The sequence below is a fragment of the Polynucleobacter antarcticus genome, assembly GCF_013307245.1.
GTDB lineage: Bacteria > Pseudomonadota > Gammaproteobacteria > Burkholderiales > Burkholderiaceae > Polynucleobacter > Polynucleobacter antarcticus.
Window position 1 is genome coordinate 1,584,318 of record NZ_CP028941.1, and the last position, 15,550, is coordinate 1,599,867.

Consider the following 15,550-nt stretch of genomic DNA (forward strand, 5'->3'; position numbering starts at 1 on the left):
TAATAAGCTCAACACTTTTATTATGAATATAAATCTTAGCCCAGAAATTTCACTGATCACAATAGATGATCTACCAAGACTAATTGAATGTGTCCAGCGCTGTTATGGTGAAAGTTACCCTAATCCAGTAATGTATGACGTGGTCCAATTGGAAGGAGTTATTAAGAAAAAATTAATGCACTCTGTTGTTGCCAGATTAGATGATGGTCGAATCATTGGTCATTGCGCCCTATCTTTTGATAGCAGTGATAATACCTCGCCAGAAGCAGGAAAGATGATGGTTGATCCTGATTTTAGAGGGCACCATATCGCTGAGTTAATGGCCAAGAAACGGATTGAAGTAGCAAAGGAATTAAATTTAGTGGGCTTTTGGACTGAGTGCGTTACTAACCATCCCTATAGCCAAAAGGAAATGATTTCATTTAACGCAATAGAAACTGGTTTATTTATTGGAGATGTTCCCCCCACTCTAGTAATGCAAGATTTAGAAAATTTTCAGCAAACTAGAATGTCCTTACTAACCTTTTATTTGCCTATCCAGGATCATCCGCATATCATTTTTTTACCAAGTCAACATATTGAGCATTTAGAAAATTTGGCTCAGAGTTTAAATTTGCAAAGAAGCATACTTAGCCCAAATAAAGACGGTAGCGGTGTTACTAAATTAGAGGCCACAATTAATGTAGACATCCAAACGGCAAATATTTCAATTAGCCATATTGGGAAAGACTTTAATACTGTAGTTAAAAATACATTAAATGAAATTGAGTTATCAAATGTTGCCTCTATTTATCTTGATCTCCCCATTGAACTAGAGGCTGCAGCAAATGCGTATTTAGCACTAGAAGACATCGGATTTTTTTGGGGCTCATGGCTCCCAAACTACCGAAATCATAAAGATATATTAAGACTCCAAAAAATATATCAAAAAGTAGACATCGATACAATTCATTGCGCAAGAAAAGAAGGTGAACTCGTTAAAAAATATGTCATCGATGAGTGGGCTAGAGTAAGCAAAACAAACTAAGCTTTAGTGATTATTGGATTAACTTCAGCTGTTTTAGCAAGCCTTTAGCATGCTGATACTGAGCCTCATCTTGTAAAGCTTCCCACGGGGTTGCGGCAGACTGTGGCATCAAGCGATTTAAGCGCTTCATAGAATCCGCTTGTTTTGCCTTGGAGATGGTAAGCTTACTTAAAAGTTGATCTGCAAGATCAGGTCGATTACAAATCAACACTGCGTCACAACCTGCATCTAAGGCGAGCTCAGCACCCTTTACAACTGAGCCAGCCACACTCGCGCCTTCCATAGAGAGATCATCACTAAAGATCACACCCTCAAAACCTAAGTCTTGACGCAATACAGAATGTAACCAAATCTTTGAAAAGCCTGCTGGTTGCTTATCTACTTGAGGGTAAATGACATGTGCAGGCATCACTGCTGTCAAGCTGAGATCTAACCAATCATAGGGCTTAGCATCATCATTCAGTATTTGATGTAAAGAACGTTCATCCACTGGAATAGCTACGTGGGAGTCTGCTTCTGCCCAACCATGACCTGGGAAGTGCTTACCGCAGTTCGCCATACCCGCCAAACGCAAGCCTTCATTCAGGCTTTTAGCTAAGGCAAATACTATTTGGGGATCCCTACCAAATGATCGATCTCCAATTACCGCACTACGACCAAAGTCTAAATCAAGTACAGGGGTAAAGCTTAAGTCGACACCGCAAGCTCTGAGTTCGGAGGCCAGTATGTAAGCACAGGCTGTAGTTGCCGCCATTGCAGTTGCAGCCGATTCTGCAGCATGAGTACTCTGACTTTTTACAGCCCACAGCTGACCTAAATGACGCATAGCAGGCAGATGGGTAAATCCATCGGTTCTGCAACGCTGCACGCGCCCACCCTCATGATCAATAGAGATCAATACATCAGGCCTGAGTTTCTTAATATCTGCAGTGAGTTTACTGAGTTGTTTACGATTAGAAAAGTTTCGGCCAAATAGAATGACGCCCCCAGTCAGGGGATGATTGATGCGACGACGATCCTCAGCATTTAATTCAAGACCAGCGACATCTAAGGTCACGGGGCCCGGGCGCATCATCAGTTTGCTCATCGATATTCTCTTAAATGGATAGGTGATTTACTCAATGCTTTCGTTGCACGACTTTACTTTTGGAGGACGATGACATGAGCAATCGCCATATCCTGCTCATCACTTACAGTGACTTGAGCTTCCCACTGCCGCTCTTGCATGAAAGTAGCGAGTGCGCCTAGATAAGAAGTTACGGGCTTACCACTGGGTTCATTAAGCGTTTGCAGAGAACGCCACGTCATAGGCATTCTCATACCTAGTCCAATGGCTTTTGAGAAAGCCTCTTTTGCGGCAAAGCGGGTAGCTAAAAAAGCGATGCCACGCTTATGATTTCTGGCGAGTCGTTGTTTAAAGATGATCAGCTCATCAGGCCCGAGCACTTTTTCAGCTAAGCGTCCGTTAGTACGATCATAAGCTGCCTGAAGACGCACAATCTGCAAAATATCGGTGCCAATGCCAATGATCATCAGCAATCAGAATCTTGTTTTAGATTGGGGGAGGGCTCGGCCTCGGCCTTGAGCCATGAGGTGTTTCATATCTGTAATTGCCGTCTGCCAACCCTTAAAAAGAGCCTCCGCAACAATCGCGTGTCCAATATTGAGCTCAGAGAATTCAGTGATCGAAGCAATAGGCATGACATTACCTTCATGAAGACCATGCCCCGCATTGACACGCAAGCCAATGCCCACGCCATACTGAGCCGCTCTTCTAATGCGCTCTAACTCTTTCATCTGTTCCTCGCCCGCAAGATCTGCGTAACGGCCAGTGTGCAACTCCACTACCGTCGCACCAAGCTCTTTGCTAGCCTGAATTTGCTTTTCTTCGGGATCAATAAATAAAGATACCCGAATGCCAGCAGCTTTAAGTTTTGCAGTAGCTTCTTTAATAGCGTCAAAATAACGCAGTACATCTAAGCCCCCTTCTGTAGTAACCTCCGCACGCTTTTCTGGAACAAGGCATACATCATGCGGTTTTACTCGGCAGGCAATATCAATCATCTCTGGAGTGACAGCGCACTCTAAATTCATACGGGTTTTAATTAAAGGGCGCAAGGCCAATAGGTCAGCATCTTTGATATGGCGACGATCTTCACGTAAATGCAAGGTGATGAGATCTGCGCCCGCTTCCTCAGCAAGACGAGCTGCCTTTAAGGGGTCTGGATAGATCGTGCCGCGCGCATTACGCAAAGTAGCTACGTGATCAATATTGATACCAAGCTCAAGCTTTGGGGCATTAGTAGATGTGGCACTCATTACAGTAGCTTACTAGATTTTCTTGAGGTCAATCAAAATCTGGCGGGTAGTAAGCACTTGATCCTGGAGATGTAATCCGAGCAAAAAACGCATGAGTTGCTTACTCTCAGAAAGTGTTTCTACAGCAGAAAAGTCACCTGCAGCAATGGCTAGTAAGGATCTACCACTCAATACAGGCCAATGCCCTGGATCATCTCCTTGAGCAGGCCTAACTCCCCGCTCCGGCTGATAGACATATTGCTCACCTGAAATTGGAGTACTGTTGCTCTCCACACAATGGTCTAAGGCTGCTGCATAGCCTGTTTGCTGAAGCAATGTTAATTCAAACGGCCGCAGAATTTCCTCTAGTCCCTTGGATTCAAACTCAAGATTAGATAAGGCAGAGATAGTGTGGGTGTAATGATCATAGAGTTTCTCGTGCTCATCTTCACGAGCTAGAAATTTAACGAGCAACTCGTTGAGATAAAAACCACAGAGTAATGCGTCACCTACGAGTGCGGGTGTACCACCTACCCACTCTGATTTAGTTAAGGTGCGAAGCTCAGACTTACCACTCCACGAAACCAATAAAGGCTGAAAGCGTTGTAGAACAGGGCGAAGTGTGGAGTGAGGACGCTTAGCGCCTTTGGCAATTAAGGCCATACGGCCATACTGCCGGGTAAAGACATCCAGAATTAAACTGGTTTCCTTATAGGGAATACTGTGCAATACAAAAGCAGGTTCGTCATTAATACGAATCGAAGCCATGAAATTTACTCTAGACCCTGCGCCCGTAACTCAGCACGATCATCAGCCCAACCCCGTTTGACCTTCACCCAGGTTTCTAAGAAAACCTTGCCATCAAAGAGTTTTTCCATATCGATACGGGCATCGGTAGAGATCTTTTTCAAGCGCTCCCCTTTTTGTCCAATAATCATGGCTTTATGGCTATCACGATCTACCAAAATAGTTGCGGCAATTCGGCGCATCTTGCCATCCATCTTAAATTGATCGATCACCACAGTACTTGTATAAGGCAACTCTTCCCCTGTAAAGCGGAAGACTTTCTCACGCAGAATCTCAGCGGCCAAGAATCGCTCACTGCGATCCGTCACTGTATCGACATCGTAAACCGCTTCTGCCTCAGGCAAATAGCCCTCCAGCACATCTAATAAGCGCACGATATCACCCGGACTTTTGGCGCTCATCGGTACGATCTCAGCAAATTCGCATTGGCCCTGATCCTCATGTCCACCGAGCACACTCCAAGGCTGACTCATTTCTTTCATAAAGTTGAGTAAGGCTTGATCACGTTCAGAGGGCGTCTGAAAACGGCTATTGAATAAATCCAGTTTGTTTAATACCAGTACGACAGGCAAATCATTCGGCAGAAGACGCAAAACCTTTTTATCATCATCACCAAAATAGCCAGCCTCGACAACATAGCAAGCCACATTGACATCCTGCAATGCCGTAGTCACGGTGCGATTTAAGGCTTTATTTAAGGTATTCATCAGACGCGTCTGAAAACCCGGTGTATCAATAAAAATAAATTGCGCTGCTTCGCGATTCTGTACCCCTAGAATGCGATGGCGTGTGGTCTGTGCTTTGCGCGAAGTAATGCTGATCTTTTGACCAACTAAAGCATTGAGTAAGGTCGATTTGCCCATATTGGGACGTCCGACAATGGCGATAGTGCCGCATCTAAACACGATTAGCCCTTCAGCTTAAGATTTAACTGCTCTTCAGTAGCTACTTTTTTTGCTGCATTCTTTTTGGCTGACCGAGTTTTTTTGGGCTTACCTAATTCTTGAGGTAGTGCTTTTTGTGCCACAACCAAAGCGAGCTTAGCGGCTGCTTGCTCTGCAGCACGTCTTGAAGCGCCCTCACCTTTTACGGCCAACTTCAAATTGGGTATCACGCACTCTACTTCGAACTGCTGATTATGAGCGGCTCCACTTGTACCAGTAACGTTATAAGTTGGCAAAGGCAATTGGTAACTTTGCAAACACTCTTGTAATAGCGTCTTGTCATCTTTACCTAAGGTCTTAGGATCAACGTTAGCCAAAATAATCGAATAGAGTTTGCGCAAACAGGTTTTAGCCGCCTCAAAACCTCCATCTAAAAAGATGGCGCCTGTTACGGCCTCGAGCGTATCAGCCAAAATAGAGGGACGACGGAAACCCCCGCTCTTTAACTCTCCTTCACCTAAGCGTAAGTAATCTGAAAGCGATAAAGTTTGTGCTATCTCGTATAAGGCCTGCTGCTTAACTAAATTAGCGCGCACACGGGATAAATCCCCTTCATCTAAATCTGAATAACGCTCGTAAAGCATTTCTGCGACGACGAAATTCAAAATAGAATCCCCTAGAAATTCAAGTCGCTCATTATTCTTTTTGCTGTGGCTACGATGTGTGAGCGCTTGATTGAGGAGCTCTAGTTTTTTAAACGTATACCCCAACCGCTCTTGAAGCGGCGCAGTTTCGATCACAGCGCGGGCGTTCATTGCTTTACTCAAAGCCACCGATGCGGCCCAGATTACCTAGATTGAGCCAAACAAAAAAAGCTTTACCTACCAGATTTTTCTCAGGAACAAATCCCCAGAAACGAGAATCAGCACTATTATCTCGGTTATCCCCCATTACAAAATAATGGCCTGCAGGCACCTTACAGCGAAGGCCTGCATTTTGATATTCGCAATTCTCAAACCCTGGAAAACGCTCGGCAGGAAAGCTTCCCGCTGGACGATCGGGGTCATTTAAAATCTCATGCTTGTTGCCACCTAAGTCTGCAGGAAATGATTCTGCATAGCGCTTGGCGTACCGCATATTTTCCGGGTCAAGATATGATTCTCCGCCACTGTATTGCAAGGGCTGATCATTGACCGTCAAGCGCTTATCTTGATAGAGCACCGTATCGCCAGGAATCGCCACCACACGCTTAATGTAATCAACGGATTCATCACGGGGATAGCGGAACACTACAACATCACCACGTTTCGGTGAGCCCAACTCAATGACTTTTTGATTAATCACAGGCAAACGAATACCGTAGGTAAATTTATTCACCACAATAAAATCACCGATTTGCAATGTCGGAATCATGGAGCCCGATGGAATTTTAAACGGCTCAACAATAAAGGAACGTAATACAAATACAGCGCAAATGACAGGGAAGAAACTGGCTGAATATTCTAACCAGAGGGGCATGCGATCAATTCCAGCAGCGCGTCTTTGGGGTGCGAAGTGCAGCTTATCGGCAACCCAAGCGATACCGGAAATAACTACCAAGATCAACAGAATAAGTGCAAAGTTCATTAATCATCCACCTGCAAAATTGCCAAGAAAGCCTCTTGTGGAATCTCGACGTTACCAACCTGCTTCATGCGCTTCTTACCTTCTTTTTGCTTCTCTAGCAACTTACGCTTACGAGAAATATCACCCCCGTAACACTTGGCTAGTACGTTTTTACGTAAGGCCTTCACGTTTTCGCGAGCAACGATATTGCTACCGATCGCCGCCTGAATTGCCACATCAAACATTTGACGGGGAATGATGTTGCGCATTTTAGCGACCACCTCACGCCCGCGATGCTGACTATTACTGCGGTGAACAATGACGGACAGGGCATCAACACGCTCGCCATTAATCAAGATATCGACCTTGACTACATCGGCGGGACGATATTCTTTAAATTCATAATCCATCGAGGCATAACCACGCGAGATGGATTTCAATCTATCAAAAAAATCCAAGACGATCTCTGCCATTGGTAACTCATAAGTGAGCTTTACTTGGCGGCCCAGATAATTCATATCTGTTTGAATACCCCGCTTACCAACGCATAAGGTAATGATTGAGCCAACATACTCTTGTGGCATGTATAAATTGACTGTCACGATAGGCTCAAGAATGGTCTCTACCTTGCTGACTTCAGGCATCTTGGATGGGTTATCCACCATCAATATCGTACCGTCTGATTGCTGCACTTGATAGACAACAGTAGGTGCAGTAGTGATCAGACTCATATCGTACTGACGCTCTAAGCGCTCTTGTACGATCTCCATATGCAGTAAGCCTAAGAAGCCACACCGGAAACCAAATCCTAACGCTTGCGATACCTCTGGCTCATAGAGTAGTGAAGCATCATTGAGCTTTAACTTTTCAAGTGATTCTCGTAATTGGTCATACTCACTCGCCTCTACAGGATAGAGTCCTGCAAAGACTTGGGACTTCACCTCTTTAAATCCAGGCAAAGGTACGAGCGCTGGTGTGCGACCCACTTGACCAGAAGAATGGGTAACGGTATCCCCCACCTTGGCAGCCTTGAGTTCTTTAATCCCAGCAATAATGAAACCTACTTGACCGGCGCTCAGCTCCGGACGATCGACTGACTTAGGACTAAATACACCAACGTGCTCTACTAAGTGTGAAGAGCCATTAGCCATCAGGGTAATTTTGTCTTTAGGTTTGAGTGTGCCGTTCACAACCCGCACTAGCATGACTACACCAACGTAATTATCAAACCATGAATCGATGATCAAAGCTTGTAATGGCTCAGTAGCACTGCCTGTTGGCGGTGGTACTCGCCGAATCATCTCTTCAATGACTTCGACTACACCCATACCTGTTTTTGCAGAGCAGGTCATTGCGTCCGTAGCATCAATGCCAATAACATCTTCGATTTCTTGTTTGGCACGCTCAGGGTCAGCCTGAGGCAAGTCAATCTTATTGAGTACGGGCACAACTTCTACACCGAGTTCAATAGCGGTATAGCAATTCGCAACGGTTTGCGCCTCTACACCTTGACTGGCATCCACTACCAACAATGCGCCTTCGCATGCGGATAGTGAGCGACTAACTTCATAAGAAAAGTCGACGTGCCCTGGCGTATCAATCAGGTTAATGTTGTAGGTCTTGCCATCTTTGGATGTATAAAACAGGGCGGCAGTTTGGGCCTTGATGGTAATACCCCGCTCACGCTCAATATCCATTGAATCCAGAACTTGGGCTTCCATCTCGCGGTCAGACAGACCACCGCAATGCTGAATAATACGATCGGCTAGCGTCGATTTACCGTGATCGATGTGGGCGATGATAGAGAAATTGCGGATGAGATCCATGGCGTCTTGTTTGGTCATTCAAAAAACGCCTTGTCAGAACACACCACCATGATGCGCTGCAAAAAGTCGTCTTATAAGGATTGTAATGGGTGGCGCTAAATCAGCACCAAACCCATTTTTTTGCTAGAAAAACCGTGTTTTTAGCCTATTTTGGCTTTACTGGAATGACAAGGGTGCTATCGGCACGTCGAATGAAGATAGGCACCGCTTTATTGGCATCTAAACCCTTCACTAGGGTCTCAAACTGCTTTACCCCACTGATATCCGTATCGGCAATCCGAATAATCACATCCCCTGAACGAACCCCTGCACGGCCTAAAGGGCCATCGCCTAGGCTAGTTACCTCAACACCCCCTCGAATACTCAGCTCCCGCTTCTTGGCATCGGATAACTCAGCTACAGCTACCCCAAGAGAATTAGAGTTAGTACTGCCACTGCCAGAACTGGAGCCTTCGGATTTTTTGACGGGTGCTTGACTGGCTTCAGCATCCACCACGGTCACCATTAAATCTTTGGTACCGCCTTTACGCCAAACCTGAACGGTCGAGGTAGTGCCTGGCTTGGTATCCCCAACAGTTCTAGGAAGATCTGTGGACTTGGCAATATCACGGCCATTAAAGTTCAGAATGACATCTCCCGATTCGATACCGCCAGCAGCTGCAGGACCACCAGGCTCTACATTACGCACATAAGCACCGCGAGGCCTACCTAGGCCTAAGCTCTCCGCAATCTCTTTTGTGATTTCACCTAAGGCCACACCAATACGGCCACGTGTCATTTTTCCATTAGTACGCAACTGGTCGGCAACGCGCATCGCCTCATCAATCGGGATGGCAAAAGAGATGCCCATATACCCACCTGAACGACTAAAAATTTGGGAGTTGATACCAATGACCTGACCGGCAGTATTTAAGAGCGGTCCGCCAGAGTTACCCGGGTTTACTGCTACGTCCGTCTGAATAAATGGCAAATAGTCGCCGGTATCACGACTCTTAGCAGATACGATTCCCGCAGTCACTGTGTTCTCTAGGCCAAATGGAGATCCGATCGCTAAAACCCATTCACCCACTCTCACTCTGGATGAATCACCGAGCGCTAACTTTGGTAAGTCACGGGCTTCAATTTTAAGGACTGCAATATCAGTACGCTTATCAAGACCCAATAATTTGGCTTTGAACTCGCGCTTATCAGTCAAAGTGACATAAATCGTATTGGCGCCTTCAACCACGTGGGCATTGGTCAGAATCAAGCCATTGGATTCAATAATGAAACCAGAGCCAACTCCACGGTCAGCTTCTTGAGGTTGGCCAGGTTTTGGCTGTGCTTGTTTTGGACCGCCCGGTAATCCTGGGATAGGCACTCCAAAGAAACGCCGAAAGAACTCTGCTTGTTCCTCTGGCATACCGGGAATACCGCCTTGAGACTGAGCGGCTACTTTCTCCGTAGTGCGAATATTGACTACGGCAGGACTAGCTCGCTCCACTAAATCAGCAAAGTCAGGAATGGATAGCCGCGGAGCCTGTGCGAAGGCCGCCGAGACTATCGGAGTTTGTCCAAAGCTAACAATTGTCAGGAGCGCTAGGAGCGCAATAAAGTACTTTTTCATAATGCTATAGAGACCTGCTTGGTAAAAACCAATTAAATGACCTTAGGAAAGGACTAACTATAGATATTAGGGCAATTTGCCAAAAATCAAGGTACCGTTAGTACCCCCAAAGCCAAAGTTGTTTTTAATGGCATGGTCAATCTTGACATCGCGAGCTGTGTTGGCGCAGTAGTCCAAGTCACATTCAGGGTCTTGATTAAAGATATTGATGGTCGGTGGGGATTTTTGGTGATGCAGGGCCAGAATAGTAAATACCGACTCTAGCCCGCCTGCGCCACCTAAAAGGTGACCCGTCATCGATTTGGTGGAATTAATTAGGGTCTTCTTAGCATGATCGCCAAGTGCAGCCTTAATGGCGCCGGTTTCATTCTTATCACCCAGAGGGGTAGATGTACCATGCGCATTAATGTATTGAATCTGATCTGCATTCAGGCCAGCATCACGCATTGCATTGACCATGCAACGACGAGGGCCGTCCATATTAGGAGCAGTCATATGATAAGCGTCACCACTCATACCGAAGCCTAACAACTCACAGTAAATTTTTGCACCACGTGCTTTGGCATGCTCGTACTCTTCAATCACAACAACGCCAGCGCCCTCTCCTAATACAAAACCATCACGGTCTTTATCCCAAGGACGTGAAGCTGTTGCAGGGTCATCATTGCGTGTAGACAAGGCACGGGCTGAAGCAAATCCGCCAACACCCAATGCAGAGATAGTCGATTCCGCACCACCAGCGACCATAACATCTGCATCGCCATACTGAATTAAGCGTGCTGCCAAGCCAATGCTATGCAAACCCGTTGTACAGGCAGTAACTGCAGCAACGTTAGGACCCTTCAGTCCAAACAAGATGCTGAGGTGCCCCGAAATCATATTAATGATGGAGCCTGGCACAAAGAATGGAGAAATCCTTCGAGGACCACGAGCCAAAAGTTCAGCACCGGTCTCTTCAATCATAGGTAAACCACCAATACCAGAGCCCACCATCACACCAATACGCTCAGCATTTTCTTCAGTGACTTGAATACCGCTGTCTCGAATAGCCTGCGCTCCCGCCGCAATCCCGAAGTGAATAAAGGTATCCATGTGCCGCGCTTCTTTAGCGGACACATATTCTTCGACATTGAAATCTTTTACCTCTCCAGCGAAATGTACGCTTAAGGGGGTGTGGTCAAACTTCGTGATGGTAGCAATGCCTGATTTGCCCGCAAGCACGTTAGACCAAGCTACATCAACCGAATTACCAACAGGTGAAATAAGGCCTAAACCGGTAACAACAACCCGGCGACGGCCATTTGATGCTGACACAGTATTCGTTTTGTACTAAAAAGCTCGGGAATTAACCCTGAGCTTTAGATTGAGCAAAATCGATAGCGAGCTGAACAGTAGTAATTTTTTCAGCTTCCTCATCTGGTATCTCGATACCAAATTCATCTTCCAAAGCCATCACGAGCTCAACAGTGTCAAGAGAGTCTGCTCCTAGGTCATTCACAAAAGAAGATTCATTCTTGATATCCCCTTCAGCGACGCCCAATTGCTCAGCGACGATCTTCTTAACGCGTTGTTCGATGTTATCCATTAAATCCCCCAAGGGTTGTAAAAAAACGATGAAAAGGATTTTATCAGCTTGGCGGGCTTATTTAGCAAATCCGCCAAAAAATGACCAAATCCCGCTTGTTCTTAGGCTAAATAGAGGCCGCCATTGACATGTAAGGTATTTCCAGTGATGTAGCCTGCTGCTGGAGAGGCCAAAAATGCGACTGCCTGGGCCACATCCTCAGGACTACCAAGACGCGCCAAAGGAATGTTTGCTTTCAAGGCATTTTGCTGTTCTTCACTCAAAGCACGGGTCATATCCGTATCAATAAAACCGGGTGCAACACAATTGACAGTAATGTTACGGCTACCGATTTCTCGGGCTAAGGCGCGAGTCATTCCAGTTACTCCTGCTTTTGCAGCAGCGTAGTTCGCTTGCCCTGGATTGCCCATATGCCCGACGATGGAGGTGATATTAATAATGCGACCGGTACGCACCTTCATCATCGGACGCATTACCGCCTGTGATAAACGAAAAACCGCACTGAGATTGGTGTCGATGACATCGGTCCACTCATCTGTTTTCATGCGCATGGCGAGGTTATCGCGAGTGATGCCTGCGTTATTCACCAAAATACTGATACCGCCAAAATCTTTGACAATCAAATCGATAATGTCTTCGCATGCTTTTGGATCAGTCACATTGAGCACTTCACCACGGCCTCCACTCGCTTCAAGCCGCGCATGAATTGCTTTAGCGCCATCCACTGAGGTAGCAGTACCAATAACCTTAGCGCCACATTTCATTAATTCATCAGCAATGGCTTGCCCAATGCCCCGCGATGCGCCGGTTACTAATGCGATTTGTCCACTGAGGTCGAGATTCATAGTTATCTTCCGAGATTACTTTTGTCTATTGCTACGCTTTACTTTACTGCAAGCAAAGCCTCATTAAGGCTCACTTCATCAAACACAGGCAAACCAACAACATGTTCATTAATACGCTTTGTTAGACCAGCCAAGACCTTACCAGGACCGCACTCGACTACTTGAGTAATACCTTGCTGAGCCATGGCATTAATCGTTTCCTGCCAGCGCACTGGCTTTGCTGCTTGACGCACGAGCGCATCTTTAATCGCCGCAGGGTCACGCAAAATCTGCACATCCACGTTATTGATCACCGAGATCGCTGGGGTTTTGAATTCAATCTCAGTAAGGTAGGCTTTTAATTTCTCTGAAGCAGGCTGCAATAAGGATGAGTGGAAAGGAGCTGACACAGCTAAGGGTAAGGCACGTTTTGCACCTGCTGCCTTAAGCAATTCACATGCCTTTGTCACCGCATCACTGCCACCGGCAATCACCACCTGTCCAGGCGCGTTAAAGTTCACCGCCTCAACAACACCACCAGAAGCTTTGGCAGCCTCTGCACACACCGTTATCACAATCGCATCATCCAAACCAAGAATGGCAGCCATCCCGCCGCTACCAACTGGCACCGCAGTTTGCATTGCCTCCGCGCGAAAACGCACCAAGGGAACAGCATCTTTAAAAGAGATTACACCCGCAGCTACTAAGGCAGAATATTCGCCAAGACTATGGCCCGCCATTACTGTAGGCATAGCACCACCAGCGGCTAGCCATGAACGATAAAAGGCAATCGCTGCAGTCAACATGACAGGCTGAGTATTGGTGGTCAAAGCGAGTGCTTCTGCTGGCCCATCGGCGATCAGCTTGGCAATATCTTCGCCCAATGATTCTGATGCTTCCTCTAAAGTGGCTCGTACTTCAGGACGATTAGAGATCGTATTGAGCATGCCCACCGACTGGGAACCTTGACCGGGAAATACAAAGGCAAATGTCATAGAAATAATCGCTAATGAATTTTGATAAATTTAATGAGTGGCTAATTTAATACTTGACAGCTACTGCACCCCAGGCAAAACCACCGCCCACACCCTCTAGCAGGAGGTGTTGCCCCCGCTGAATTTGGCCCGAGCGCACGCCCGCATCTAAGGCAAGGGGAATAGAAGCTGCAGAGGTATTGCCATGCTCATGGACAGTGACGATCACTTTATCCATCGACATACCCATCTTACGAGCCGTGCTCTCCATAATCCGAATATTCGCTTGATGGGGCACCAACCAATCAATCTGCTCAGGCTTCAATTGGGCTTTTTCCAAAACTTCATGTGCGACTTGCTCGAGCACCTTCACTGCCAATTTAAATACTGCAGGACCATCCATCGTCATAAAAGGAGAGCCATGCACTTCTCCATGACCAGCGCGCCCAGGCACACATAAAATATCACGTTGACTGCCATCCGCATGCAAAGCGGTAGCCAATATACCAGGCTCACTTGAGGCCTCTAGCACGACTGCACCAGCGCCATCACCAAACAAAACAGAGGTAGTACGGTCTTCGAAATTTAAAATACGAGAAAAAGTTTCCGCCCCGAGTACCAGCACTTTTTTATACGTGCCGGTTCGAATAAATGCATCCGCTATCGCTAGTGCATACGTGAAGCCAGCACACACGGCCTGCACATCAAACGCAGCGCAATGGGTATGCGCACCCAACTTATCTTGCACCACACAAGCCGTACTGGGAAATCCACCTAAATGGTCGGGCGTTGAGGTTGCCAAAATAATGAGATCGAGATCTTCAGAAGTGCAACCAGCAACTGTTAAGGCTGCTTGTGCAGCGCTCACTGCGAGATCGCTCGTGAGTTGATTGTCTGCGGCAAAGTGACGAGCAGAAATACCGCTACGAGTCACAATCCATTCATCGCTTGTTTCAATACCAATCTTAGCCAAACGCTCCACTAGGTCTTGATTACTTATGCGCTGCTCAGGAAGGTAACTTCCCGTTCCCGCTATACGTGAATACGTCGTCATAATGATGTTGTCTCCACCACAAAAGCCTGAGCAATACGCTCTACCATGCGATTCTTTGCCGCCTCATAGGCGCGGTCTACAGCAAAGCCAAATGCAAAACGATCTGCGGAACCATGGCTCTTAATGACACAGCCCCGTAAACCCAATAATACTGCGCCGTTATACCGACGGTGATCTACCCGTTTGCGAACACGCAATAAAGGCACCATAGCGCAGATTGCCATCAATTTGGTCAGCAATGAACGATTAAATTCATGTTTAATCAAGCCGCTCATCATCTTTGCCAAGCCTTCACTGGCTTTTAAGACCACGTTCCCAACAAAGCCATCGCACACCACAATATCGGTCGTACCTTTAAAAATATCATCGCCCTCTACGTTGCCGTAAAAGTTTAAATTGGTTTGATGCAGTAGTTCACCCGTCCGCTTCACTACTTCATTGCCCTTGATGACCTCTTCTCCAATGTTGAGAAGTCCAATCGAAGGATTGGGTATGCCATCAATAACTTGCAACATCACATTGGCCATTTGAGCAAACTGCACGAGATGCATCGGCTCACAATCTGAATTAGCACCTAAATCCAACATCGTGGTACCAAGGCCTTTTTCATTTGGAATCGCAGCTGCGATAGCCGGACGGTCAACGCCATCTAATGTTTTGAGGATGTAGCGAGAGATCGCCATCAACGCACCCGTGTTCCCAGAAGAGATGATGGCATCAGCAAGCCCATCCTTCACTTGCGTAATTGCTACGCGCATGGAGGAATCTTTTTTGCGACGCAAAGCTACCTCAATGGGATCATCCATTAAGACAACTTCACTAGCGGAAATAATCTGAATGCGCTCCATCGGAGCCTGAGGAAACTCGATCAAGGCTTGCTTGATCAACTCCGCATTGCCTACTAGGACAATTTTGACGTCTGAATGTTTTTGGAGAAAATCACAAGATGCAGGAATGGTAACCACCAAGCCATGATCTCCGCCCATAGCATCGATCGCAAGTGTGACGCTCATAAAATGAGTAGTTGCAGCAAGTGGTTAAGTAAAGAAAAAGCGGCTTT

Annotated in this window: 16 protein-coding genes; 1 reads left to right on the forward strand and 15 read right to left on the reverse strand. The window is 46.5% G+C overall.

Going from position 1 to position 15,550, the window contains the following annotated elements; genetic code table 11:
* The first annotated feature begins 22 nt into the window (after positions 1-22).
* Positions 23-1,027: a GNAT family N-acetyltransferase gene (locus DCO16_RS08195; protein ID WP_173943192.1), complete on the forward strand. Its 1,005-nt coding sequence runs from the start codon at positions 23-25 to the stop codon at positions 1,025-1,027.
* A 10-nt stretch (positions 1,028-1,037) separates the two neighbouring features.
* Here DCO16_RS08195 and nagZ read toward each other — a convergent pair whose 3' ends face one another.
* The 15 genes from nagZ to plsX form a co-directional block, all read right to left on the reverse strand.
* Positions 1,038-2,114, reverse strand: coding sequence for a beta-N-acetylhexosaminidase (nagZ, locus tag DCO16_RS08200; protein WP_173943193.1), 1,077 nt, complete (start codon positions 2,112-2,114; stop codon positions 1,038-1,040).
* Positions 2,115-2,167: 53 nt separating this feature from the next.
* Complete coding sequence (acpS, locus tag DCO16_RS08205) at positions 2,168-2,560, reverse strand: holo-ACP synthase (RefSeq protein ID WP_173943194.1); 393 nt, start codon at positions 2,558-2,560, stop codon at positions 2,168-2,170.
* A gap of 6 nt (positions 2,561-2,566) precedes the next feature.
* Entirely contained in the window at positions 2,567-3,346 is a 780-nt protein-coding gene (pdxJ, locus tag DCO16_RS08210) for a pyridoxine 5'-phosphate synthase (RefSeq protein ID WP_173943195.1), read from the reverse strand.
* A 12-nt stretch (positions 3,347-3,358) separates the two neighbouring features.
* Positions 3,359-4,093 carry a DNA repair protein RecO gene (recO, locus tag DCO16_RS08215; RefSeq protein WP_173943196.1) on the reverse strand — a complete coding sequence of 245 codons (735 nt, stop codon included), beginning with the start codon at positions 4,091-4,093 and terminating at the stop codon, positions 3,359-3,361.
* Between the two features lie 5 nt (positions 4,094-4,098).
* Entirely contained in the window at positions 4,099-5,037 is a 939-nt protein-coding gene (gene era / locus DCO16_RS08220) for a GTPase Era (RefSeq protein ID WP_173943197.1), read from the reverse strand.
* A 2-nt stretch (positions 5,038-5,039) separates the two neighbouring features.
* Complete coding sequence (rnc, locus tag DCO16_RS08225) at positions 5,040-5,831, reverse strand: ribonuclease III (RefSeq protein ID WP_173943198.1); 792 nt, start codon at positions 5,829-5,831, stop codon at positions 5,040-5,042.
* Positions 5,832-5,835: 4 nt separating this feature from the next.
* Complete coding sequence (gene lepB, locus DCO16_RS08230; RefSeq protein ID WP_173943199.1) at positions 5,836-6,642, reverse strand: signal peptidase I; 807 nt, start codon at positions 6,640-6,642, stop codon at positions 5,836-5,838.
* Positions 6,642-8,447 carry a translation elongation factor 4 gene (gene lepA, locus DCO16_RS08235; protein WP_173943835.1) on the reverse strand — a complete coding sequence of 602 codons (1,806 nt, stop codon included), beginning with the start codon at positions 8,445-8,447 and terminating at the stop codon, positions 6,642-6,644. The genes lepB and lepA overlap by 1 nt, the downstream gene beginning before the upstream one ends.
* 145 nt (positions 8,448-8,592) lie before the next feature.
* Complete coding sequence (locus DCO16_RS08240; RefSeq protein ID WP_173943200.1) at positions 8,593-10,053, reverse strand: DegQ family serine endoprotease; 1,461 nt, start codon at positions 10,051-10,053, stop codon at positions 8,593-8,595.
* A 66-nt stretch (positions 10,054-10,119) separates the two neighbouring features.
* Positions 10,120-11,367, reverse strand: a complete 1,248-nt coding sequence (fabF, locus tag DCO16_RS08245; RefSeq protein WP_173943201.1) for a beta-ketoacyl-ACP synthase II — start codon at positions 11,365-11,367, stop codon at positions 10,120-10,122.
* Between the two features lie 31 nt (positions 11,368-11,398).
* Positions 11,399-11,638, reverse strand: coding sequence for an acyl carrier protein (acpP, locus tag DCO16_RS08250; protein ID WP_071464736.1), 240 nt, complete (start codon positions 11,636-11,638; stop codon positions 11,399-11,401).
* A gap of 101 nt (positions 11,639-11,739) precedes the next feature.
* Complete coding sequence (gene fabG / locus DCO16_RS08255; RefSeq protein ID WP_173943202.1) at positions 11,740-12,483, reverse strand: 3-oxoacyl-ACP reductase FabG; 744 nt, start codon at positions 12,481-12,483, stop codon at positions 11,740-11,742.
* 38 nt (positions 12,484-12,521) lie between these two features.
* On the reverse strand, positions 12,522-13,457 hold the full coding sequence (gene fabD, locus DCO16_RS08260; protein ID WP_173943203.1) for an ACP S-malonyltransferase: 936 nt from the start codon (positions 13,455-13,457) through the stop codon (positions 12,522-12,524).
* 46 nt (positions 13,458-13,503) lie between these two features.
* Complete coding sequence (locus tag DCO16_RS08265; RefSeq protein ID WP_173943204.1) at positions 13,504-14,490, reverse strand: beta-ketoacyl-ACP synthase III; 987 nt, start codon at positions 14,488-14,490, stop codon at positions 13,504-13,506.
* Positions 14,487-15,503 carry a phosphate acyltransferase PlsX gene (gene plsX / locus DCO16_RS08270; protein ID WP_173943205.1) on the reverse strand — a complete coding sequence of 339 codons (1,017 nt, stop codon included), beginning with the start codon at positions 15,501-15,503 and terminating at the stop codon, positions 14,487-14,489. The genes DCO16_RS08265 and plsX overlap by 4 nt, the downstream gene beginning before the upstream one ends.
* Positions 15,504-15,550 lie beyond the last annotated feature (47 nt).

Bases quoted from the DNA above. Each gene is read 5' to 3' on its own strand.
- DCO16_RS08195 (WP_173943192.1), top strand. From the start codon at position 23: ATGAATATAAATCTTAGCCCAGAAATTTCACTGATCACAATAGATGAT.
- nagZ (WP_173943193.1), bottom strand. From the start codon at position 2,114: ATGAGCAAACTGATGATGCGCCCGGGCCCCGTGACCTTAGATGTCGCT.
- acpS (WP_173943194.1), bottom strand. From the start codon at position 2,560: ATGATCATTGGCATTGGCACCGATATTTTGCAGATTGTGCGTCTTCAG.
- pdxJ (WP_173943195.1), bottom strand. From the start codon at position 3,346: ATGAGTGCCACATCTACTAATGCCCCAAAGCTTGAGCTTGGTATCAAT.
- recO (WP_173943196.1), bottom strand. From the start codon at position 4,093: ATGGCTTCGATTCGTATTAATGACGAACCTGCTTTTGTATTGCACAGT.
- rnc (WP_173943198.1), bottom strand. From the start codon at position 5,831: ATGAACGCCCGCGCTGTGATCGAAACTGCGCCGCTTCAAGAGCGGTTG.
- lepB (WP_173943199.1), bottom strand. From the start codon at position 6,642: ATGAACTTTGCACTTATTCTGTTGATCTTGGTAGTTATTTCCGGTATC.
- lepA (WP_173943835.1), bottom strand. From the start codon at position 8,447: ATGGATCTCATCCGCAATTTCTCTATCATCGCCCACATCGATCACGGT.
- DCO16_RS08240 (WP_173943200.1), bottom strand. From the start codon at position 10,053: ATGAAAAAGTACTTTATTGCGCTCCTAGCGCTCCTGACAATTGTTAGC.
- acpP (WP_071464736.1), bottom strand. From the start codon at position 11,638: ATGGATAACATCGAACAACGCGTTAAGAAGATCGTCGCTGAGCAATTG.
- fabG (WP_173943202.1), bottom strand. From the start codon at position 12,483: ATGAATCTCGACCTCAGTGGACAAATCGCATTAGTAACCGGCGCATCG.
- fabD (WP_173943203.1), bottom strand. From the start codon at position 13,457: ATGACATTTGCCTTTGTATTTCCCGGTCAAGGTTCCCAGTCGGTGGGC.
- DCO16_RS08265 (WP_173943204.1), bottom strand. From the start codon at position 14,490: ATGACGACGTATTCACGTATAGCGGGAACGGGAAGTTACCTTCCTGAG.
- plsX (WP_173943205.1), bottom strand. From the start codon at position 15,503: ATGAGCGTCACACTTGCGATCGATGCTATGGGCGGAGATCATGGCTTG.